Source organism: Leptospira hartskeerlii, from assembly GCF_002811475.1.
GTDB lineage: Bacteria > Spirochaetota > Leptospiria > Leptospirales > Leptospiraceae > Leptospira_B > Leptospira_B hartskeerlii.
This window is the reverse complement of the sequence record NZ_NPDL01000009.1, coordinates 63,316-83,858: the sequence shown is the minus strand read 5'-3', so window position 1 is coordinate 83,858 and position 20,543 is coordinate 63,316. Positions and strand designations below refer to the sequence as shown.

General features: G+C 38.6%; 16 protein-coding genes. 4 read left to right on the top strand and 12 right to left on the bottom strand.

The features are described 5' to 3' along the window. Positions 1-95 precede the first annotated feature (95 nt). Positions 96-1,358, top strand: coding sequence for a circularly permuted ATPgrasp domain protein (locus CH352_RS16065; RefSeq protein ID WP_100707874.1), 1,263 nt, complete (start codon positions 96-98; stop codon positions 1,356-1,358). 64 nt (positions 1,359-1,422) lie between these two features. Here CH352_RS16065 and CH352_RS16060 read toward each other — a convergent pair whose 3' ends face one another. The 3 genes from CH352_RS16060 to CH352_RS16050 all read right to left on the bottom strand — a co-directional run bounded on the left by CH352_RS16060 (position 1,423) and on the right by CH352_RS16050 (position 4,667). After that, positions 1,423-2,238, bottom strand: coding sequence for a sterol desaturase family protein (locus tag CH352_RS16060; RefSeq protein ID WP_100707873.1), 816 nt, complete (start codon positions 2,236-2,238; stop codon positions 1,423-1,425). Between the two features lie 108 nt (positions 2,239-2,346). Further along, the gene (locus CH352_RS16055) at positions 2,347-3,399 is read right to left on the bottom strand and encodes an AraC family transcriptional regulator (RefSeq protein WP_100707872.1); all 1,053 of its coding nucleotides are present in this window, start codon (positions 3,397-3,399) and stop codon (positions 2,347-2,349) included. Next, complete coding sequence (locus tag CH352_RS16050) at positions 3,399-4,667, bottom strand: ATP-binding response regulator (protein ID WP_100707871.1); 1,269 nt, start codon at positions 4,665-4,667, stop codon at positions 3,399-3,401. The genes CH352_RS16055 and CH352_RS16050 overlap by 1 nt, the downstream gene beginning before the upstream one ends. Before the next feature lie 259 nt (positions 4,668-4,926). Here CH352_RS16050 and CH352_RS16045 point away from each other — a divergent pair, with 259 nt between their 5' ends. Beyond that, positions 4,927-6,216, top strand: a complete 1,290-nt coding sequence (locus tag CH352_RS16045) for a sensor histidine kinase (RefSeq protein ID WP_100707870.1) — start codon at positions 4,927-4,929, stop codon at positions 6,214-6,216. A 2-nt stretch (positions 6,217-6,218) separates the two neighbouring features. Here the strand turns inward: CH352_RS16045 and CH352_RS16040 are convergent, their stop codons facing one another. The 7 genes from CH352_RS16040 to CH352_RS16010 are packed head-to-tail and all read right to left on the bottom strand — an operon-like array spanning position 6,219 to position 14,331. Beyond that, complete coding sequence (locus CH352_RS16040) at positions 6,219-7,298, bottom strand: protein-glutamate methylesterase/protein-glutamine glutaminase (RefSeq protein ID WP_100707869.1); 1,080 nt, start codon at positions 7,296-7,298, stop codon at positions 6,219-6,221. Next, positions 7,295-8,104 (bottom strand): CheR family methyltransferase, encoded by an 810-nt coding sequence (locus CH352_RS16035; RefSeq protein WP_100707868.1) that lies wholly within the window; start codon positions 8,102-8,104, stop codon positions 7,295-7,297. Before CH352_RS16035 ends, CH352_RS16040 begins: the two co-directional genes overlap by 4 nt. Before the next feature lie 3 nt (positions 8,105-8,107). Next, positions 8,108-8,623 (bottom strand): chemotaxis protein CheW, encoded by a 516-nt coding sequence (locus CH352_RS16030; RefSeq protein WP_100707867.1) that lies wholly within the window; start codon positions 8,621-8,623, stop codon positions 8,108-8,110. Between the two features lie 12 nt (positions 8,624-8,635). After that, complete coding sequence (locus CH352_RS16025; RefSeq protein ID WP_208861348.1) at positions 8,636-11,584, bottom strand: methyl-accepting chemotaxis protein; 2,949 nt, start codon at positions 11,582-11,584, stop codon at positions 8,636-8,638. Between the two features lie 31 nt (positions 11,585-11,615). After that, complete coding sequence (locus CH352_RS16020; RefSeq protein ID WP_100707866.1) at positions 11,616-13,643, bottom strand: chemotaxis protein CheA; 2,028 nt, start codon at positions 13,641-13,643, stop codon at positions 11,616-11,618. Positions 13,644-13,646: 3 nt separating this feature from the next. Next, positions 13,647-13,946 (bottom strand): STAS domain-containing protein, encoded by a 300-nt coding sequence (locus tag CH352_RS16015; protein ID WP_100707865.1) that lies wholly within the window; start codon positions 13,944-13,946, stop codon positions 13,647-13,649. A gap of 22 nt (positions 13,947-13,968) precedes the next feature. Continuing rightward, on the bottom strand, positions 13,969-14,331 hold the full coding sequence (locus CH352_RS16010; protein WP_100707864.1) for a response regulator: 363 nt from the start codon (positions 14,329-14,331) through the stop codon (positions 13,969-13,971). A gap of 592 nt (positions 14,332-14,923) precedes the next feature. On the opposite strand from CH352_RS16010, the gene CH352_RS16005 reads away from it, so the two are divergent. Both CH352_RS16005 and CH352_RS16000 read left to right on the top strand, forming a co-directional pair. Then, the gene (locus tag CH352_RS16005) at positions 14,924-15,310 is read left to right on the top strand and encodes a DUF1304 domain-containing protein (protein WP_100733518.1); all 387 of its coding nucleotides are present in this window, start codon (positions 14,924-14,926) and stop codon (positions 15,308-15,310) included. A gap of 345 nt (positions 15,311-15,655) precedes the next feature. After that, entirely contained in the window at positions 15,656-18,205 is a 2,550-nt protein-coding gene (locus tag CH352_RS16000; protein ID WP_100707863.1) for a SpoIIE family protein phosphatase, read from the top strand. Here CH352_RS16000 and CH352_RS15995 read toward each other — a convergent pair. Further along, positions 18,189-19,796 (bottom strand): HEAT repeat domain-containing protein, encoded by a 1,608-nt coding sequence (locus CH352_RS15995; RefSeq protein WP_423789720.1) that lies wholly within the window; start codon positions 19,794-19,796, stop codon positions 18,189-18,191. The genes CH352_RS16000 and CH352_RS15995 overlap by 17 nt on opposite strands. Next, positions 19,796-20,476 (bottom strand): hypothetical protein, encoded by a 681-nt coding sequence (locus CH352_RS15990; protein WP_100707861.1) that lies wholly within the window; start codon positions 20,474-20,476, stop codon positions 19,796-19,798. Before CH352_RS15990 ends, CH352_RS15995 begins: the two co-directional genes overlap by 1 nt. Between the last annotated feature and the right edge of the window lie 67 nt (positions 20,477-20,543).

Genomic DNA, 20,543 nt, shown 5'->3' with positions numbered 1-20,543 from the left:
ATTTAAACTTGAACCTAATTCAGGAGCTATTTTGGATAACAAGGGAATTACTTTTTGTAATGGAACATGTCTAAGAGTAAATAATGGAACATCCAATGAAAACCGATCTCGCAGAAATATTAAACGAAAAATGTTCATGTTCAACTTTAGATAAAGAAGGTTTCAAGGAAGAAAAATATACACTTCCGGTTCTTGATTCCGAAGTTAAAGGGATCGAACACTTTTATTCAGAAACTCCTTCTTTCATAAATGTTTCGGACAAAGAAAAGATCCGAAAAATTCTGAGTTCTATCCGTAATGCTTTAAGATTGTCCGATGTACGGGACCGTATTCTTAAAAATTATGATGCCAAAGATAAGGATCGTGATATTACCGGAGGAGTCTTTCTTAGTTTGGATTTTCATCAGACAAAAGAAGGTCCGAAGCTGATCGAGATCAATACGAATGCCGGTGGAGCTTATTTACAACTAAAACTATTGGAAGCCCAGATTAGATGTTGTGAAGTTGTGGATCTTTCCATGCCGAATAAGGAAACTCTTAAAGAGGTCGAGGAAAGATTCTATTCTATATTTATGGAAGAATGGAGTTCCAATAGTTCGAAAGTAAAACCTGACTTTATTGCGATCGTCGATGAAAATCCTAAGGATCAATTTTTATATCCCGAGTTCCTTATGTTCCGAAATTTATTTAGGTCCAAAGGAATTCAGTCTGAAATCCTAGATCCAAGGCAGATCGATCTCATCGGAGATTATCTGTATTTTGGCGGCAAGAAGATTGATATGATCTATAATAGATTGACCGATTTTCATTTATCCGAAAGTCCAAATTCTGAGATCCGTCAAGCTTGGGAAAAAGGGAACGTCATAGTTACTCCGAATCCTTTTGATTACGATTTATTCGCCAAAAAGACGAATTTATCCGTCCTTTCGGATAATGCTTTTCTTACGAAAGCCGGGCTCAACAAGATCGATTCTGAAATTCTAAGGATGTCCATTCCTAATACTAAAATTGTGACTTCGGAGAATGCGGAAGAGCTTTGGGCAAATAGAAAACGTATCTTTTTTAAACCTAAAGAAGGATTCGGCAGCAAGGCTGCTTACTATGGAGGAAAGCTGACTAAAAATAAATTTTCCGAAATTGTAAATGGAGAATACGTAAGCCAGGAATTCGTATCGCCTTCCGTCAGGGTTACGTCCGTTTCCGGAGTAAAAAGCGAGTTAAAAATGGATATAAGGGCGTATGTCTATAAGGATGAAATTTTGCTTTTAGCAAGCCGATTATACCAAGGACAAACCACGAATTTCAGGACCCCGGGAGGAGGTTTTTCTCCTTTATACGTTTTACCGGATATATTATGAAGATTTAATGTATTCTGTTTTTAGGTTGTTCGCGCTCGAACGCAAAGGCTCGAGCGCGCTTTCGTTAAATACTTTCCTGCAGTTCTATTTTTTCCGGTTTCTTAGAAGTTATTTCTGCAAAAGTTTTTTCGTATTCCGGATGAACTGTCCCGAATAGATAATCCCAAACAGTTGTATAAAGTCCGTAATTATAACGGAAACTTTGGTGGTGCATATCATGGTTCGTATTTGAATTCACCAATTTCAAGATCTTATTTGTGCCCATCCAACTCGGAAAAATTTCGTAACCGCTATGACCTAAAACGTTGCGTATGATCTGAAATGTCATGAAGATCATCAAAGCCAGAGGATGGACCGGGAATATTAACGCAACAATCGGCATGATCAGAGAATGGATCAATGCCTCCCAAGGACTGAAAGAGTATGCTGTCCAAGGTGAAGGTATGACTGAATCATGATGAACCTTATGCACTCTCTTATAAAGCCAGCGAGTATGCATTAATCTATGTGTCCAATAGAAGTAAAAATCTTGGATTCCCAAGATGAGTATCGTGCTTAAGATTAGATATCCCCAACCATGGTCTTCTATACGCTCGTAAAACTTAAAGTATCCATATTTTCTAAAAAGAAATACGATCAGAGTTACTGAAGTGTATACGACGACTGAAGAAACAGAATATAGAAATTCCTTTCTGAACTGAGACGGTTTGGCATTCTTCTCTTGGATCTTTCTATATTGAAACGGATGTTTCCAAATATAGAAAATCAAAAACGCAATACCTGCGAATAGAAAGTATCTTAAGAAATCAATTAAGAATATGATTGGGATTTGGGGAACCAAATCCATCATGTATTGAAATAATTGTTTGTGAAAGCACATGTTCGATCCTTTGCTCCTGTGTAGGATTTGATGGATCATTAAAACATTTTTTCAGATTTACATCCGATGGATTTCGGACAATTGCTGATCGATTCCGGATTCGATCGGTTATTTTGTAGAACTTCTTTGTTTCCTGAAATCGCTTGGGGTCATTCTTACAATTTCTTTAAAAGCTCTATTGAATGGAGCAAGGGAACCATAGCCCAAATCCATGGCGATCCTAAGCACCTGGAAATCGTTTTTGCCAGGATCGGAGAGTATAAGCTTTGCTTCTTGTATCCTGTAATGATTCAGGAATTCGTTAAAGTTCCTGTATCCTAGTCCTTTATTGATCAACCTGCGGACCTTCTTCTCTGGAACGCTTAATTGTTTGGCCAAAGCTAAGATGGTCAGATTTTCTTGTAGGAATACCTTTTGGTCTTTTAAGAGAGAATCCAGTTTTTTGACTAGGCCTTCATCTAAAGGTTCTTCGGCTCCTTCTTCATTTTGTATTTCTTCATTTGGAAATACATTCTCTCTAAATTGGAAAATCCGAAATGAAATGAAGAACACCAGTACAAATATGAAGGAAGAATTGATTAGATCCAATTGCGAAGAATATCCTGCATCCTTTGTGATCACTTCCATCAATACAACCGACATACTGTAGAGTCCGGTCACCCAGGAGAAGATAACCCTGAATTCTCTTCTGGATTCTAATAAATCTATATTCTTATCTTTTAAAACTCTTCCTAAGGTAAGTAGGATAAGTCCAAGGTAGAATACCTGGGGCATACTGAATAAAACTTTGGCAAATACAGAGCCTTGATTCCTGATATCAGAAGCTAGAAAAACATAAAAACAGAATATATTTAGAGAAAGAAATAATACTCCATGCCAAGCTTTTAGTTTGAATCCGTCTTCGAATAGGCTAGATACGAATAGATAGAAAAGGATAGAGACTGAGAAGCAGCCTGTGTGGACTAGTATTAGAATGAACGTATTTGTAGAATGATCTAACCAGGGGCAAATAAAATAAGCGATCAAAGAAGAAGTGAATAAACTTCCGAGAATACTCCTGGTGCTGAGTTTTACTCGTATTAGAAAGTTAAGAATTAGGAAACCTAACTGAGCGATTGTAGCAGCTTTTAAATATTGGATCAGACTTGAAGTTTCGAACATTAATCTACGATAGGTAAAGAAACTGTGGCGAGTACCACTTCTATAGGTTTTTCTCCGATAGAATGATCGATAACATTATGGATGCTAAAAATCCCGCCATGTTTTTTTATTACGAAGTCCACAATCGTCAATCCTAAACCGGTAAAATATTCCTCCTCTTCTAAATTTTCCTCCACAAAGCCTGCGAGTCGATAGAATGGTTGTTTGACGAGTAGTTCCTTGTTCTTTGGAATACCAGGGATCGATTGCGGATCGAATTCATTTTTCAGGTTTATATTCAAGTATCCAGCCGAAGCGGAGATGTATACATTTATGACCGCATTCTTCGCAGAATATTTCAAAGCATTAATCAACAGTTCGCTGAATATCCGACTAACTGAGTCTGAATCCGCATGTACATTGTATCCGTCGGAGGGAAGTGAGATCTGTGGGATTGTTAGATTTTTCTTCTTTTTATATTGTTCATTCGAATTTTCCAATCGCAATCTGGTTTTTTCCAGCAGATCATGTATCTGGATACTACTTATCTTTAGAAAAGAATCTTGGAAGTTTTTGCTGAGTATTTCTAAACTTTTTTCCAGAGAACGAAGTCCCTTTTTTGTATAATATATATTCTCAAAAAGTAATTCGACCATATCAGAGGAAAAATTATAGGTCGTGTCTTGTTTTTTAGCGCTTGCTTGGAGCATCTCTACTATGCTGACAATTGCTCCGAATCCACCTCCGCTAAAAAAACTTTGTTTTAAATTATTGAGTGTACTTTTGGAAAGATCTATATTTTTTTCAAGATCTGTCAGCCAGGACTGTTTGTATAGGATCCAGTTTAGTTGCGCCTTGAGGCGTTCTTCGTTTTCTTGTATCAGTATTCTTTCGCTTTCTTTTAAACGTATATATTCCGAAATCCTGTTTAACACTTGGTATAATCTTTCTCGATCGATCGGTTTGATAAGATAATCGAATATTCCTAACTTCATCACTTCGATGATTATCTCAGGAACATCGTTCCCGGAAATTACAATGAACAGTGACTCTGGCTTCTTTTCTTTTATCTTTTTGATAAAATCGAATCCGTTCATAATCGGCATTTCCAGATCCACTAAATATAAGGAATAATCCTTTTGTTCCGCCATCTCGTAGGCAATTTGTCCATCTGAGGCTGTATCCGTGTCCACGCTGAAACTTCGGGCTAATCTTGCGACTAACTCCCGATTTTCTTCTTGGTCCTCTATGATTAAAATTGGATTATGTAGGTTTAATCTGAATGCCATTGTTAAGAACTGAGCATGTTTTAAGTATTTTGCATATAGAAAGATTGTAATTTAGACCGTTATACTTCCGTTTTGCGGACCTATTGAAATTAATTTCCTAAACCTTGTAAAGATAAAAATGTGAGACATTTCTTCTTTAATTGCCGGGAGATCTGGAGGATAACGCCGAAATAGGCCAAACGGGTCATTAATATTTGGATATAGAGAAGGGCATTTTGAACAAACAATTCGTCCAATAAGTTGTCGAGGGCAAACGAGAATGTCGATATCTAAAGCTTCAAATACGGACTATTTATCTTCGGAAAATTCTAATAAATCGAAGCTGATCTCTCTTTTGGACGTATGGTCTTTTTCCTTTCCAAATGAAGAATTTGCAGTTTTTGATTCCGATCTCAAGTGTGTTTACTTTCGTTTATCCTCATTCAACCGGAATTTGGAGAAAGATTATTTCTTAGGAAAGAGGTATTCCGAATTCGGACCTGATTTTTTGCCCATTGAAGACGATAAGTTTTTGCGAGTTCTGGACGGAGCCTCTTTAGAAATAGAAAGCAATTTTGCGAATAGGGCCCTGCAGGTCCGGATCTCGTTTCTTAAGTTTTCGCAGGAAGATCCTGAACTTATTTTCTTGGCGTTTAACGATCTTACTAGAAGAAATCTCAATGTAAAAGAAATTTCGAATATTACGGAAAAAGAAATCTCTTTTCTTCAACAGGAACAATCCTTATATAGGGAAATTATTTCTATTTTCAATTGGCGACAAGAGATTGAGGGAAAGGGAGGGAATCAGGTATGGATGCAGCAAGCTCTTCCGAATCTGAATACTTCCTTGATGCAGGGTGCTGGAATAGGGGCATTGATCACTTCTTTAGGAGGTGTGCTTGAAACTGCCCAAAAAGAGGGAAACAATGCGATTGTCCCTATTGCTTTTATGGATCTATTGGAAGAAAATTTCAAAGTTACTAAAAGACTCATCAAAACCATGGCTGATGCTCAGATCGTTTTCGAAGAAAACCGTCTGAACACTGAAGAATTGTCTCTATCGGAAACTATGAAGATCATAGATGAGCAAGTCGACTATATGCAAGACATGCTTGAGATCAAAAAACAGCATGTAGTGATGTCTATCTTAAAAAATTTGGACTCTCAGAAAGTCCTAATTTGTAAAGAAGCTTTAAAAACGGTAGTCCGCGAGATACTTATCAACGCTATGAAATATTCTCCTGATAAAGCTGAGATTATCATTCTTTATCTTAGGGCAGATAATAATTTTATAATAAAGTTTATCAATCCTCCGAATTATAAGGAAATAGAGGGCTTAGATTGTAAAAATTCCGAAGAAATGGCGTTATTTCAGCCTTTCTATAGAATGAAGAAGGCGGTGGATGAAAGATACCATAAAGAGGAATTCGGGATCGGTTTAGGTTTGCCTATCGTCAGAAAGTTGTCGGAAGATATGAATGCAAAAGTTTATTTTACGGTCACTAAGTCCAATATCTACGAGAAGGAAGAAAGGGAAGTTTGCACTTCTTTGCAATTCCCTATGATTTAAATTTAGAATCTGCTTCCGGAATGTCCTGCTTTTGAGAGAATTTCAGAGGCAATTCTTCTTAAAGGTAATACTATTTCAGTTGCTCCTAACTGGATCGCTTCTTTAGGCATTCCGAAAACTATAGAGCTGGCTTCATCTTGAGCCACAGTATATGCTCCTGCTTTCTTCATTTCCAGCAGACCTCTTGCCCCGTCATCTCCCATTCCGGTCATTATTATGCCTACGGAGTTTCTACCGATCTGTTGTGAAACCGAACGAAAAAGAACGTCAACAGATGGCCTATGGCGATTGATCGGAGGGCCGTCCTTTAGGTCCACGTAAAATCGCGCTCCACTCATTCGGATCGTCATATGCCTGTTTCCCGGAGCGATCACTGCTCTACCTGGTGGAATTTCATCTCCTTGTTCAGCTTCCTTTACCTCTACTTGGCAGATAGAGTTCAAACGTTTTGCAAATTGTGCAGTGAATTTTTCTGGCATATGTTGCACTATCGCGATCGGAGGAGAAAGGGGAGGTAATTCGGTTAGAATAGTTTCTAATGCGTTTGTTCCTCCGGTCGAAGTTCCAATGGCGACTAACTTCCATGTCATGTCTGTAGATAATCTATGCTCTGTAGGTCCTTTGGGAATTTTTATTCTTTCCGGATTCATATTATTATGAATAACTAATTTGGAGATCTTGGATTGAGAAGCCGCTTGTACGATCCTTATGAAGTTTTCCGCGGATTCTTCAAGAAAATCGCCTACGTTCAGTTTTGGTTTTGAGATAATGTCTACTGCTCCTGAACTAAATGCCTCCATGGTGACCGAGGCTCCTTCCGTAGTGAGGGAAGAACAGATCACTATCGGGGTAGGCCTTTCTGCCATGATCTTTTTTAAAAAGGATATTCCGTCCATCCTAGGCATTTCTATATCCAGGATAATTACATCGGGCCAGATATTTTGCATTTTCTGAAGTGCGAATATCGGATCCGGTGCGGTTAAAATTTCAGAAACGTTTGGATCCTTCGTTAATATTGTGCTTATGTTTTGGCGAACGACTGCGGAGTCGTCCACTATCATGACCGAATAACGGTTACTCATATTTTTTGGTAAACGGAAGTTCGCATTAATTTAAAATTACTACGAATGCCAGATAATGATTCAGAATGTCCTATAATAAGGATTGCTCCCGATGGAAGAATAGATTCGATTTTATCTATAATCATTTGTTTTTCCTTCGATTCAAAATATATCATTACGTTTCTAAGGAAAACTATATTCGGTTTGAAATTCCCCGGTAATTTTTCCAACGTTGTAAGATTTGCAACTTCAAAACGTATCCTCGATCTGATTTCCTTTGCAAAGGTAAAATAGCCGGTAAATTCTTCTTTTCCCTTCAAGCAGTATTGTTTTAGATAATGGCTCGGTATTTGTTCAGATCCTTGCAACGGATAAAAGCCGTATCGGGCTTTTTCTATACTTTCATTACAGATATCCGTTCCTAAGATAGACCAATTATCGGATCCTAATTTGTCCTGCATGATAAGTCCTGCAGTAAATGCTTCCTCTCCAGTGGACGCAGCTGCACTCCATATCTTTACAGGAAGATTATTCTTATTTTCTAATATTTTTTCAAGAAAAGAGTAATGTTCCGGTTCTCGAAAAAATTGAGTAACATGTGTAGTGATCAAGCTGATGAAAATATTTTTCTCTTCTTGATCGTCTTCGTTCTTGATTATATCTAAATACTCGCTATACGAGTTACAATTCCTCGCTCTCAGCCGTTTGGAAAGACGGCTGATAATCAGGTTTTTTTTCCGTTCTCCCATGCGGATCCCGGTATATCTGAATATCAGGTCCGCAAATGATCGGAATTCGGGTTCGCTTAGAATTAAACTTTCAGTCATCGATCAAGATCCCGCCGGAGTCAGATCTTCGATCCCTTCTTCGGTTTTCTCGTAGAGAGAAATTACTTCGTTAAAGTCGAGCATCATTGCAGGATTCAGTAGAATAACCACTCTATCCTCAAGTTTACCTATTCCTCGGATGAAATCTGTCTTGATACTTGCTCCGAAAGCTGGAACAGGATCCACACATTCCGGAGGGATGGTTGCTACTTCGTTGACCGAGTCGACTAATATTCCCGCGATTACCTTATTTTCATCATTAGGAATTTCTAAAATGATGATGCAGGTCCGTTTTGTCGCCTCTATCTCCCTATTCTGGAATAGTTTTGCAAGATCCATGACCGAGACTACGTTGCCTCTAAGATTGATCACTCCGCTGATGAACTTAGAAGTTCTTGGAACTCTTGTAGGCTCCCGAAATTCCAAGATCTCCCTTACTTTAAGTATCTCCACTCCGAACTCGTCCTGGCCTAAACGAAAAGTAAGGTATTGGTTTGCGTTAATTTCCATTACTCTCATCTGTAAGCCTCCTTAGAATCTACCGAACTTTGACTCGTCGAAATTGTAGTTTCCATTTCTATGTTCTTTGGAGTTTCCCGAAGATTTTCCGGAATATGCCGGTTCCATTGCGGAAGAATATACTTCTTCCATTCCTTTTATCCTGAAGTGTTGAACAACTTTCTGCAGTCCTTGTGCTTGAGCAGATAATTCTTCCGCCATACTAGATAACTCTTCGGAAGCGGCAGCGTTCTGTTGAGTAACTTTGTCTAATTGGCTCATAGCAGTGTTAATCTGTCCTACACCCTGTTTTTGCTCACGGCTAGCTGCGGAAACTTCTCGGAGTAGATCGGAAATTTTTGTGATATTAGGAATGATCTCTTCAATCAAACTTCCTGCTTTTTCCGCTATATTCACGGAATTTTTCGCAAAGTGACTGATCTCTCCCGCATAACTTTGGCTTCGCTCTGCTAATTTTCGTACTTCGTTGGCTACCACTGCAAAGCCCATTCCGTGTTCACCAGCACGAGCTGCCTCGATAGCGGCGTTCAATGCAAGAAGGTTGGTTTGATATGCTATATCCTCGACGGAAGTAATCTTCTCCGCAATATCTTTCATTGCCTGAACTGCAAGACGGACCGCTTCTCCTCCTTCGTTTGCGTGGTTGACCATGCTTGATGCCATTACTTCTGTTTGTCTAGAGTTGTCCGCGTTCTGTTCTATAGTCGCAGTCATTTCCTCTAAAGAAGCACTGGTTTCTTCTACGTTAGCCGATTGTTCAGTAGCGCCTTGGCTCATACTTTGCGAGGTAGCGCTCACTTCTTCCGCTGCACTCGCAAAGGAAGAAGCTGCTTTTCCTACTTCGGAGAGACTTCTGGAAAGTTTTTCGATAGTACTGTTTACGGAATCTCTTAATTCTCCAAGTTTTCCTTTATAGTTTCCTTTTACGGATTGAGTTAGATCTCCTTGTTCCAGAGATGACTGGATATCCATAACCTCATTGATCGGGCCGACGATCGCTTCCAGAGTTGCGTTTACTCCTTCTATGATCCGTTTGAAATCGCCTTTATGTTTGCTAGCATCAGCCCTAGTATCTAATTTTCCTAATACTGCTGCTTCGGCCAATTCGTTAGCGTCCTCTATGAGCCCTTTGATATTAGCTCTTACTTGATCGATGGCTTCGTTAATGAATCTTTTTTTACCTGGAAGTTTTTCAATATCGGCATCCATATTTCCTTCGCCGAATTGTTTGAAACATTCCATTGCTTTCTTTTTAACCGCGATATGAGAGAATACCATATCGTTGATACCTTCGGACATATCTTTGAAAGCCCCCTTGAACCTAGAGCTATCTATCTTGACATCGATATCTCCAGCCTCATGTTCCTTGGACATCTTGCTCATTTCTTCGATCAGCCCTTTGATATTAGCTCTTACCTGATCGATTGTCTCGTTGATGAATTGTTTTTTACCCGGAAGTCTTTCAATATCGGCATCCATATTTCCTTCGCCGAATTGTTTGAAACATTCCATTGCTTTCTTTTTGACCGCGATATGAGCGAACACCATATCATTAATGCCTTCCGACATATCTCTGAAGGCGCCCTTGAACTTAGAACTATCTATCTTAACGTCGATATCTCCAGCCTCATGCTCCTTTGACATCTTAGTCATTTCTTCGACTAGTCGTTTAAAATTTGCCCTTACTTGATCGATAGTCTCATTGATGAATTGTTTTTTGCCCGGAAGTCTTTCGATATCGGCATCCATATTTCCTTCACCGAATTGTCTGAAACATTCCATTGCTTTCTTTTTGACTGAGATATGGGAGAATACCATATCGTTGATACCTTCAGACATGGTTTTAAAGGCACCCTTGAACTTAGAACTATCTATCTTAACGTCGATATCTCCGGCTTCATGTTCCTTGGACATCTTAGTCATTTCTTCGATCAACCCTTTGATATTAGCTCTTACTTGGTCAATAGTCTCATTGATGAATTGTTTTTTACCCGGAAGTTTTTCGATATCGGCATCCATATTTCCTTCGCCGAATTGTTTGAAACATTCCATTGCTTTCTTTTTGACCGCGATATGGGAGAATACCATATCGTTAATGCCGTTTGACATATCTTTGAAAGCTCCCTTGAACTTAGAGCTATCTATTCTAACGTCGATATCTCCGGCTTCGTGTTGCTTGGACATCGTTGTCATTTCGATCAGAAGTTCTCTTAAAGAAGATTGAAGCGTAGACAACTGCAAGAGAAGACCGTTTTGATCCAAATGGTCCATATCGATCTCACTGGATAGATCTCCCGAAGCGATTCTTTTGGTAATCTTTGAAATTAGGGAATAATCTCCTCCGAGCTCTTGACGGATCTGCTTTCCAATTCGCAAACTTAAAAGAGTAAATAACGCTAAAATCCCTGCTGAAAGAGAGATCAACACTATCGATATATTGGAGATGGTGGATCCGGTTTCCGCACTTTTCTTCTTAACGGATTCAGCTACGTATTCCGATCTATTTTTACTTGCGGAGAAGAATTTATTTGCCGCAATTTCTTCCTTTGCTTTGAACTCTCTTTCTTCCAGAGTGCTCGCATTTTCCAGCAGAATCCCGTTTGCAAAGATCTCTAAATATTCTTCCGCAGCGGATTTAGTAGAGGAGGCTAGGTCTTCTTCCTTTTTATCAGAAATTTGCTCGGAAGTTTGTTTCAATAAAGATGAAATTTCTCCCTGAGCCTTTTTGATTTTAGAAATAATTTCTGACTTTCGGATTGGATCAGTATTAGAATGATTTTCAAGAACCAGAGATCGTAGATTCGAAAAGGATGCTGACGTATTTTCCGCATTCAAAGAAGAGGCGGACCCGCTTCCATCCCTATAGATCTGATTCATCTGATAGATGGAAAGTCCATCTATGATTCCAAGTCCGACTAACCCTACGATAATGATTGCAAGTAACTTCTGTGCAATGCTCATTTTTTCCTCCAACTCCTTTCGGGAGCCAATATTAGTTCGAAGCCCTTGAGAGGGTCGATATTTGCTGATTCAATTTTGTATGTAGTATCTCTTCGCTGTTCGATCGAACGCTTAAGAGCAATGTTGTTGTATCTATGATCATTGCGACTGATCCGTCGCCTAATAGAGCAAAGCCGCTTACTCCTTGTGTCTCTGCAAAGAAGCCGCCTAACGGTTTAATAACGGAATGTATCCTTCCAAGTAGGTCGTTGACTATTAAGCCTGCTTGTAGATTTCCGGAATTTATGATCACTAAGTTTCTACGTCCCTCAATCCCTTTCGGTTCTCCAAACCAATCGTTCATGTCAACGTAAGGTATTACCTTATCGCGAACTTTGATGTAATTTTGTTCGCCTACAAGGAATTCCTGCGGATGGAATTCCATACATTCCTTCACCATATCTAAGGGGATCGCGTATTGGTTTTTGCCTATCCGTAAGAGAAATCCGTCTATGTTAGCAAGAGTTAACGGAAGAAAGATCCTAAACGTAGTACCTTTTCCTTTTTCGGAATTGATCTCTATTCTTCCTCTTAAGGATTCTACGTTCTTCTTAACAACGTCAAGTCCCACTCCTCTTCCGGAGAGTTCGGTTACACTTTCGGCTGTGGAGAAGCCGGGCTCGAATAGAAGAGAATAGATCTGTTCTTCTTTGATTGCGTCTCCTTCCTTATATAAACCTTTTTCTTTCGCTCTTTTTAAGATTGTTTCGGGATCTATTCCTTTTCCATCATCCGAGATCTCTATTAGGATCTCGCCGGACTTATGAGAGGCAGCCAAAACAATCAATGCTTCGGGAGGTTTGCCTAATCGGATCCTTTCTTCTTCCGAAGACTCTATTCCGTGATCGATTGAATTGCGAACCATATGAGTTAAAGGATCTATCAAGTTATCTATTAAGTTTTTATCAAGTTCCGTTTCTCCGCCTCTGATCTCCAATCGTATTGATTTACCAGTTTGTTTTCCTAATTCGAAAACGACTCTGGAATATCTACTGAATAAGGTTTGCACAGGCACCATTCTTAGTTTTAAACTGTTGGAACGTATTTGCTCCAAAAGCCGAGACATTCTATGAGTAAGTTCTTCTAAGAATTCATCCTTGAGGCCTATTGCGATCTGTTGGAGAGCGGAAGAGATTACCACAACTTCTCCTACCTGATCGACCACTAAATCTAATTTGTCCGCATCGACTCGGATTGTTCGTGAAGTGGAGGTCTTATTTTGGGAACCTCCATTTGAGCTTTCTTTAAAACCTTTTTCAGGCATTGGATCTTTTCGATCAGAGTTAGTAGTAGAAAGAACCGAAATAGGTTCGATTTCTACAGTCATATCCAAGCCCGCAAATTCGAAAGATTCTAAGATTTCTTCTTTAGTAAGTTCCGAAACATAAACAGTTTCAATATCTAGAAAACAGGCTGCCGGTTCCAGATCCGAAAACTTAGGGATCCTAGTTTCATCTAACTTGGTTTCCTTTAATTCTCCTTTTTCCGCAAGATATCTTAGAAACGGATAAGGATCTAAACCATTTACGAATAAGTTCTCACTGCAGGAAATACGAAGTAGCCATGCGTTGGATTCTTTCGTGGATGAAGTTTCGTGGGAAAATTTAGGTTCTGTAGACAATGAATCCGGATTATATTTAGAAAGATTGAAAATGAGATTTTCGCCTTCCTTTAATATGTCCTCACTTTCAAATTCACCTGATTCGAAAGTTTCTAAGCGTAGAAGCAAATGGTCCTTGCATTGAAGAACGATTTGTACTAGATCGCTGGAAGGTTCTATGATGCCCGAGCGAACCTTGTCTAAGGTCTCTTCCAAAAAATGCACGAAGTCTGCAATTTTTGAAAAATCGTACATCCCGGCGGTCCCTTTGATCGTATGAACCGATCGGAAGAGAGAATTTAATACTTCCTTCTCTCTATTTCCTTCCCCTATCTTAACCAAGTCACTTTCCAAGGAATCAAGCATATCCTTGGTTTCGGAGAGGAAATCTGTAAAACCCGGTTTATCTCTAGGGTCCATTTTTTATTCCTCAGTCCTGGTTTGAGAATAAGATCCCAATAGAAATTCTTTATTATAAAATCTTACTATTCTTTCTACCGGTTCGGAAGGGGATATTACGATCATGTTATTTCCCTTGGATTCCAAATCTTTTTGGATTGAAAGTAAAAACTGTAACGAAGATGTATCGAATTCTGTAATCTCAGAGAGATCCAATGTTAGATCGGAGTCTGTGTAAGGAAGAAGACGAGAACGTATTGCTGCAAGCTTACGAGCTCGTAACTCTCCCTTAATTTTGATTTTGTTCTTACGATTTGTTTCCATCGACAAAAATGAAAATCCGTTTTTACACTACTAACTTAGAAACGGAAGAGAGTAATTGATCCATACTGAACGGTTTCGTGATCCAGGCTCGAATTCCTTGTGCAACTAACTTCTCTTTCATTGCGATTTGGGATTCTGTAGTAAGCATAACGATTGGGAGAAATTGATAATTACCGGAAGATTTTACCTTTTCAACAAACTCTACTCCGTCCATTACCGGCATGTTCACGTCGCAAACGACCAGTTTTAGATCTGAGCTTAATAGTTCTAAACCTTGAGCGCCGTTCTCCGCTTCCAATACTTCATAGCCTTTGGACTCTAAGGTAACTTTAACTAATTTCCTCTGCGCAGGAGAATCATCTACGATCAATATTTTCTTGGACATGTAATATACACCTCTTTGGAAGTAGTGTTTTGATAAGCGACATTTACGATCGCTTTAAATATTCTTAATATATTTGTTTCTAACTCAGAATTTATTTTGAATAGGAATTATGAGTTAACTTCCAGAGAAATAGGACGAGAGTCATAGAGAAATCATTCAATAAATTTCATTCGATGAAGATATTTGTTTAGAAAAAATTTCCTACTAATTTGAGTTCTGTTGTAAGAACGGGTTCTACCTAAGAAGTTAGATGCGTGTCAAATAAGGCAAAATTTAATTTAAGTATTAATGATTTGTTACACGAAGTCATCTTTTATCCTGCTTGAGGTATCTTTGCATAACGGCTAATATTTTTCCTGGAGAGAACGTTAGCTAATTTAAGCTTTGTAATATATTTCCAAATATGTAACCAGATTTTATATCTGGCCTTCGTTTTTGCCCGTGTTTAACGAACATATGGTCGGGGTTGAAAACAGTTTTCGTATTTTTGTTTTTTGAAAAGAATACTGTTTTTGATGGATTCATCTTTACAAAATATCTTCCCTTGGTAACTTTCCCAAGCTGTAAAGAACGGAAGATAGGAGAAAAAGGAATGATATTAGCAGCAAGAATTTTAGCAGCTATCGTCGGCTTTTTGCATGTTTGGATCTTTATTATGGAAAGCGTGTTATGGATGCGTCCTCGTATTCACAGAAGATTCGGAGTGACGGACACAAAATTAGCGGAAGCTATGAAGGGCGTCTTTTTGAACCAGGGGTATTATAATTTATTTCTTGCGATCGGTGCATTGTATGGGGCGATTTTTTTCGAGATACATCCGGGTTATGCTCCTGCTATCTTAGCATTCTCATGTCTTTCCGTTTTCGGAGCTGGGCTTGTATTATTAGTTTCTAGACCTGCTATGGCAAGAGCTGCAATTATCCAAGGACTTCCTCCTTTGATCGCAGTTGTTCTTTATTTTATTTCCTGTAACGGATAAAATTTTAATAACAATTCGCCCGAAAATTCTCAGATAGTTCTTGGGATTCTTTCGGGCGAGGCTATTTTTATTTGGGTCACTTACTTGAGGTAGGGTTTTTCGAAATCTAACCAGGCGCTAAGACACAAAGTTGTAATCTATCTTACAAAAATGTACTTGTGAAAATTGTTTAAAATTGGACTCTTAAACTAACGCTCGCAAGTCGAAAAACAAAAAGCTCGCATCCGAAAATCCCGAACATCGTTCTTTAAATTGCTCCGAATTTAGATCTAAACTACGCTTAGGTCCGGATAGATTGAAGAACATGCAGATTCGAAATCCAATTTTCAATCCAAGGAATACCCGATGCAGATTCGTTCCGCAATCGTCCTCATATCTATTCTGCTTTTTCCAAATTTACTTTTTTCACAAGAGATCCAAAAAATAGGGTCCTTTGATTCAATCACCAGCCTAAATTCCACAGGCACTCATTCTTGGGAAATTACGGAGGAGGTATTGGATCCGGAACAATTTTCACTTTCTTATTTAAACGGAGAAGGGACCGGGATCAAAACAAATCCTTACAATGCACCTGGAGTGTACAGGGTTTCCGATGAATCAATACATAAGGTTTATATAATTAAGAAATTTATCGCGCCTGAAGCCTGGAAGGCTGCAGGGATCTCTATTCGTTTAGGAACCTTGACGGATAAGGATAGAACTTACCTGAACGGAAAAATGATCGGAGAAACCGGCGATATGAATTCTTCCGAGCCTCAGGCGTATGATAAGATCAGAATATACTCGATTCCTCCAGGGCTTATACGAAGCGGGAAGGAGAATATATTGGTTCTGGAAGTGAAAAAGTATTTTCATCCGGAAGCCGGGATAGAGCAGGACCGGACCGAGATAGGCGATACTCGATTGATCCAAGGAAATTATTATCGGGCAGAATATACCAAAATCGCGCTGTTGATGATTTATCTCACAGTAGGAGGATACTTTCTATTTCTATTTATGAGAAGAAGGACTGATACCGAAAACCTATATTTCGGACTATTTACTATCTTCTTAGTAATCTATCAATTTCTCAGAAACCAAATCAAATACGATCTTGGAATCCCATTCTTGTATATGAAAAAAACAGAATATATTATTCTGACTGCCCTTATTCCTATATTTACAAATTTTATCCGATCTTATTTCAAGTTTCAAAGAGGGAAGTTTATTAATATACTAGATGGAATTTACGGAGTTTTTATAATATTCTATCTGGTTTCAAACAATATAATTTTATATAATAAATTGAATAGCTCAGCAGTCCAATTGGGATGGGCAGCTTATATTGTTCTCATCTTTTATTATTTAATCCATAAAATCAGAACAAAAGACAGGGACGCATTGCTCATCTTGATTGGAGTTTCCGTCGTCGCTTTGTCCGCAGTTTTGGATACAATGTCCAATCGGAACCTATTTGTTTTTCCAAGAACTGTCGGTTACGCATTCTTCTTCTTTATTATCAGTATTGCCACTATTCTTGCTAATAAATTCGTACGTTTGAACGAGCAAGTGGAAGAACTAAATGAACATTTGGAGCTTAAGGTAGAAGAAAGGACTCAAGAGTTAAATGAATCTCTTGCGAATGTAAGCAAACTGAAGACCCAGCAAGATGGAGATTATTTTTTAACTTCTTTACTGATCCGTCCTTTATTTACGAATAATACTGCCAGCCCTTCTTTGAAGATAGATTTCTTTTCAAAACAGAAAAAAGGCATTTTATTCAAAGAGAAATATTACGAGATAGGCGGGGATATTAGTATTTCTGGAAATATTTCAATCCAAGGAGAGAAATACACAGTCTTTGTAAACGGGGACGCAATGGGAAAATCCATCCAAGGAGCGGGAGGAGCGCTTGTGATGGGAACCGTTTTCCAATCATTATTAACTAGGACTAATCGTAATGCAGGATATTCGAAAGCTCCCGAATCATGGTTGAAAGAATCCTTTTTAGAACTTCAGGGTATTTTTGAATCATTCGACGGATCTATGTATATTTCAGTAGTGATCGGTTTGTTGAATGAAAAAAAGGGAGCTCTTTATTATATCAATGCAGAACATCCTTGGCCTATCTTATATAGAGATGGATCCGCAGGATTTTTGGAGAATGAACTTACGCTTCGTAAAATAGGTATACCAGGAAATGAGGAGAACTTCTTTGTTAAGTTTTTCCAATTAAAGAAGTATGATGTTCTGATACTAGGATCAGACGGTAAAGATGATGTTTTGATCGGAAATGATGAAAGAGGGAGGATCGTAAACGAGGACGAAACAAAGTTTTTAAGAACGGTAGAAGAATCCGAGGGAGATCTAAAACGGATATACGAAAAAACTCTGGAATTCGGGGAATTAACTGACGATTTCACTCTTTTGAAATTAGAATATTTAGTAGAACCTGAGTTGAAGAATGAAATATCTTTGAATGATGTATTAGAAGAGGCTAAGGCTCTTTACAAGAAAAAGTCCTATTCTTCCCTTATCGATTATTTGAATGAATACAAAACCATTTTTTCCGATAAGGAAGAATTCTTTATCATACTTGGAAAATCCTATTTGAAACTAAAAGATTTTTCTTCCGCAGCTAGATCTTTTGAAAGAGCTGCAAATTTGAATCCAAGCAGATTGGAGTCCCAGTATTATGCATCTTATTCGAGTAAATTGAATAAGGATTTTCAAAAGGCAGAATATTTTGGAAAGATCGCCTACTCATTGGACAAAAATTATCTAAATAATCTGATCAACTTAGCGGATATTTATAAAAACTTAAATCAATCAAAGGAAGCTAAGAAGTTTGCAGAAAAAGCGCAAGTCATAGATCCGAACCATCCAATCCTTCTAAAACTCACGGATGTTTTTTAGAAAAATTTACGATATACCAATTAATCCACTCGTTCTTAGAAGCGAACTTCAATCCGGTAACGGATCTTAATGCGGAAATAATCAACTTTCTATTCCGAGATCTTGAATCCTCTTGCAGCAATCGAATTAAGACCGGAACACTTGCAGGATCTTTTTTGGCCCCTAGTTGAGAAACGGCAACTTGGTGAAGATTTATATTTTCACTTTCTGCGTATTTTTCTAAAATTTTACGGGATTCTTCCCCTGGAATAGAAGTGATTGCTGCTAGCGTGATTGGCGCCAAATCCGGAAAATCTTCCGTTTTTTTATCTAAAAGTGACAATGATCTAGGGGAAGCGATCATTCCTAAACTTTCAGAAGCGATCTTTGCCAATTTTTGGTCTTTAGACTTACAAGCCTCTTCCACGTATGGAAGTGCTTCTTCAGAACCTATTGCACCTAACGCCCAAACTGCTCCGTATCTTGCCTCGGTTTGGTCTTCTTTTAAGATTTTAATAAGTACCGGTATACTTTTTTTATCACCCAAATATCCTAAGGATTGAGCAATGATCTCTCTATCCGGAATATTCGGATCTACTAATGTATTCTCTATCTCTTCTCTTGCTTTTGAAAATTTGATACGACCTAAAACATGCGCTGCAGGGGCCTTTGCTATAGCTTTACCTTTCACCAAAACTTCTAAAATGTGAGTGGAAAATCCGGTGTTAGTAACTCCAATTAGAACATCCGCCGCTCTGTATCGGATCTCCCTATCTTGGTTTTCTAGAATAGGAAGGACCAAAGGCAAAATTTTCGGATCTTTGATCTCTATAAGAGAAATAGAAGAATTTTCTCTTCCCTTGTCAAAATCCGATTGTAACGCTTTTACCAGAAGTGGAACGGACTTTTTACTTCGGATCTTTCCAAGTGCCAAATAAGAAGCCGCCAAAGTGGGGCCAGGCTCGGAATGAGAAGCAAGATCTATAAGATAATCTTCCGCTTCAATAACATTCAGTTTTCCTAATGCCATTGCAAAAGTTTTAGCCTTCTCCGGATCTTTGTTTGATTTGGCGGAGATTAAGATATTTTTTCCGGATTGTTTTGCATTGATCCGAACCAAAGTGTCAACAGCCAATAGTCGAATATTTGCATCTTCTTGGTTTAAAAGATCAGCAACACGGTTTCCTGCCCGAGGATCTTCCATTCTTGCAATGGATTCTAGCACAGTTCCTATATCGATCCCTGATTTAGGATCTAAAAAAACCATTATTTCAGGAAGAGAAGATTTATCTTTCCAGATCCCTAATGCTAAGATAGCGGGGCCTCTTGTGATCTCTTCCGAAGATCTCATCCATTCTCGAGCGATAGGGATGAACTTTTTTTCGTTTCTGGATGCTAATTCTAAAATAGCTTGAGACCTCATTCTTGGGTTTTGGCTTTTGAGATCCGATATTACTTGTTCTAAGCTTGGTAATTCTTCTTCTTGAACTTCGGGCAAAAGATCCGGTCGAGGAGGGCCAAAACATCCTAAAGTCAAGCCAAAAGCGGCAGCTCCCAGTCCCCAACCAAAACAAATTATAAAAACAGAATATACTCTAAACTTCATAAACATTATCTAGGCACCGATTCGGAAACTTGCCTTAACTGTTGTAATTCCTTCTGCCAGCTTGCAATATCGGAATTCGCCTGTGGGATCTGAGAAGAATCCATTCTACCTTGTTGGATTGCATACTGTACCAACTGAATTCTGGATTCTAATTCTGAAATTTTATAAGAGAAGTAAGCCTTCTGTTCTTCAGGAGTTACATTCGGGTCACTTGGACGAGTTGGAACAGATCCAGGTTGCGCATATCTGCCTTCATTTCTAGATAAAGCAAACTTGGATTCCGCAGAAGTTACCTTATCCAATTGTTCTCTTGCTTTTTTCTCGTCTTCTGAAGTGAGTGGAGGGCGGAATTCGCTCGGGATATAAATATTGCGAGGATATCTTGCTGCAAAATCGATCCATTCTTCTCTGATCTTTTCTCTCTCTTCTTCCGTTTTCTTTTCTCTAAAAGCTGCAGGCCAAAGTCTTTTAGCTGGGCCTTCTATGTCCGGATCTTCTTCAAAAGGATGGGGGGCATCCGGAAATTCCAGGGTGCCGCTTCCATATTTTCGATCAACTACCTCGGAAGCTTCTTCTCCTAAACTGGGAGAATTCGTTTTTCTATCCGGCCAAAATATAAATAGAATACAAAGAATAAAAATAACTGCACCTGAGATCCAGGGCCAATAAGAACGAAAGAATTGCATTATGATAAAAAGAAAATTGAAATTAGAAGATTGTATTTAGATGTTTCCCGCCCGAGTGAGCGGGAAA

Bases quoted from the DNA above. Each gene is read 5' to 3' on its own strand.
- CH352_RS16065 (WP_100707874.1), top strand. From the start codon at position 96: ATGAAAACCGATCTCGCAGAAATATTAAACGAAAAATGTTCATGTTCA.
- CH352_RS16060 (WP_100707873.1), bottom strand. From the start codon at position 2,238: ATGTGCTTTCACAAACAATTATTTCAATACATGATGGATTTGGTTCCC.
- CH352_RS16020 (WP_100707866.1), bottom strand. From the start codon at position 13,643: ATGGACCCTAGAGATAAACCGGGTTTTACAGATTTCCTCTCCGAAACC.
- CH352_RS16040 (WP_100707869.1), bottom strand. From the start codon at position 7,298: ATGAGTAACCGTTATTCGGTCATGATAGTGGACGACTCCGCAGTCGTT.
- CH352_RS16045 (WP_100707870.1), top strand. From the start codon at position 4,927: ATGTCGATATCTAAAGCTTCAAATACGGACTATTTATCTTCGGAAAAT.
- CH352_RS16030 (WP_100707867.1), bottom strand. From the start codon at position 8,623: ATGAGAGTAATGGAAATTAACGCAAACCAATACCTTACTTTTCGTTTA.
- CH352_RS16050 (WP_100707871.1), bottom strand. From the start codon at position 4,667: ATGGCATTCAGATTAAACCTACATAATCCAATTTTAATCATAGAGGAC.
- CH352_RS15990 (WP_100707861.1), bottom strand. From the start codon at position 20,476: ATGCAATTCTTTCGTTCTTATTGGCCCTGGATCTCAGGTGCAGTTATT.
- CH352_RS16025 (WP_208861348.1), bottom strand. From the start codon at position 11,584: ATGAGCATTGCACAGAAGTTACTTGCAATCATTATCGTAGGGTTAGTC.
- CH352_RS16010 (WP_100707864.1), bottom strand. From the start codon at position 14,331: ATGTCCAAGAAAATATTGATCGTAGATGATTCTCCTGCGCAGAGGAAA.
- CH352_RS16015 (WP_100707865.1), bottom strand. From the start codon at position 13,946: ATGGAAACAAATCGTAAGAACAAAATCAAAATTAAGGGAGAGTTACGA.
- CH352_RS15995 (WP_423789720.1), bottom strand. From the start codon at position 19,796: ATGTTTATGAAGTTTAGAGTATATTCTGTTTTTATAATTTGTTTTGGT.
- CH352_RS16000 (WP_100707863.1), top strand. From the start codon at position 15,656: ATGCAGATTCGTTCCGCAATCGTCCTCATATCTATTCTGCTTTTTCCA.
- CH352_RS16055 (WP_100707872.1), bottom strand. From the start codon at position 3,399: ATGTTCGAAACTTCAAGTCTGATCCAATATTTAAAAGCTGCTACAATC.
- CH352_RS16005 (WP_100733518.1), top strand. From the start codon at position 14,924: ATGATATTAGCAGCAAGAATTTTAGCAGCTATCGTCGGCTTTTTGCAT.
- CH352_RS16035 (WP_100707868.1), bottom strand. From the start codon at position 8,104: ATGACTGAAAGTTTAATTCTAAGCGAACCCGAATTCCGATCATTTGCG.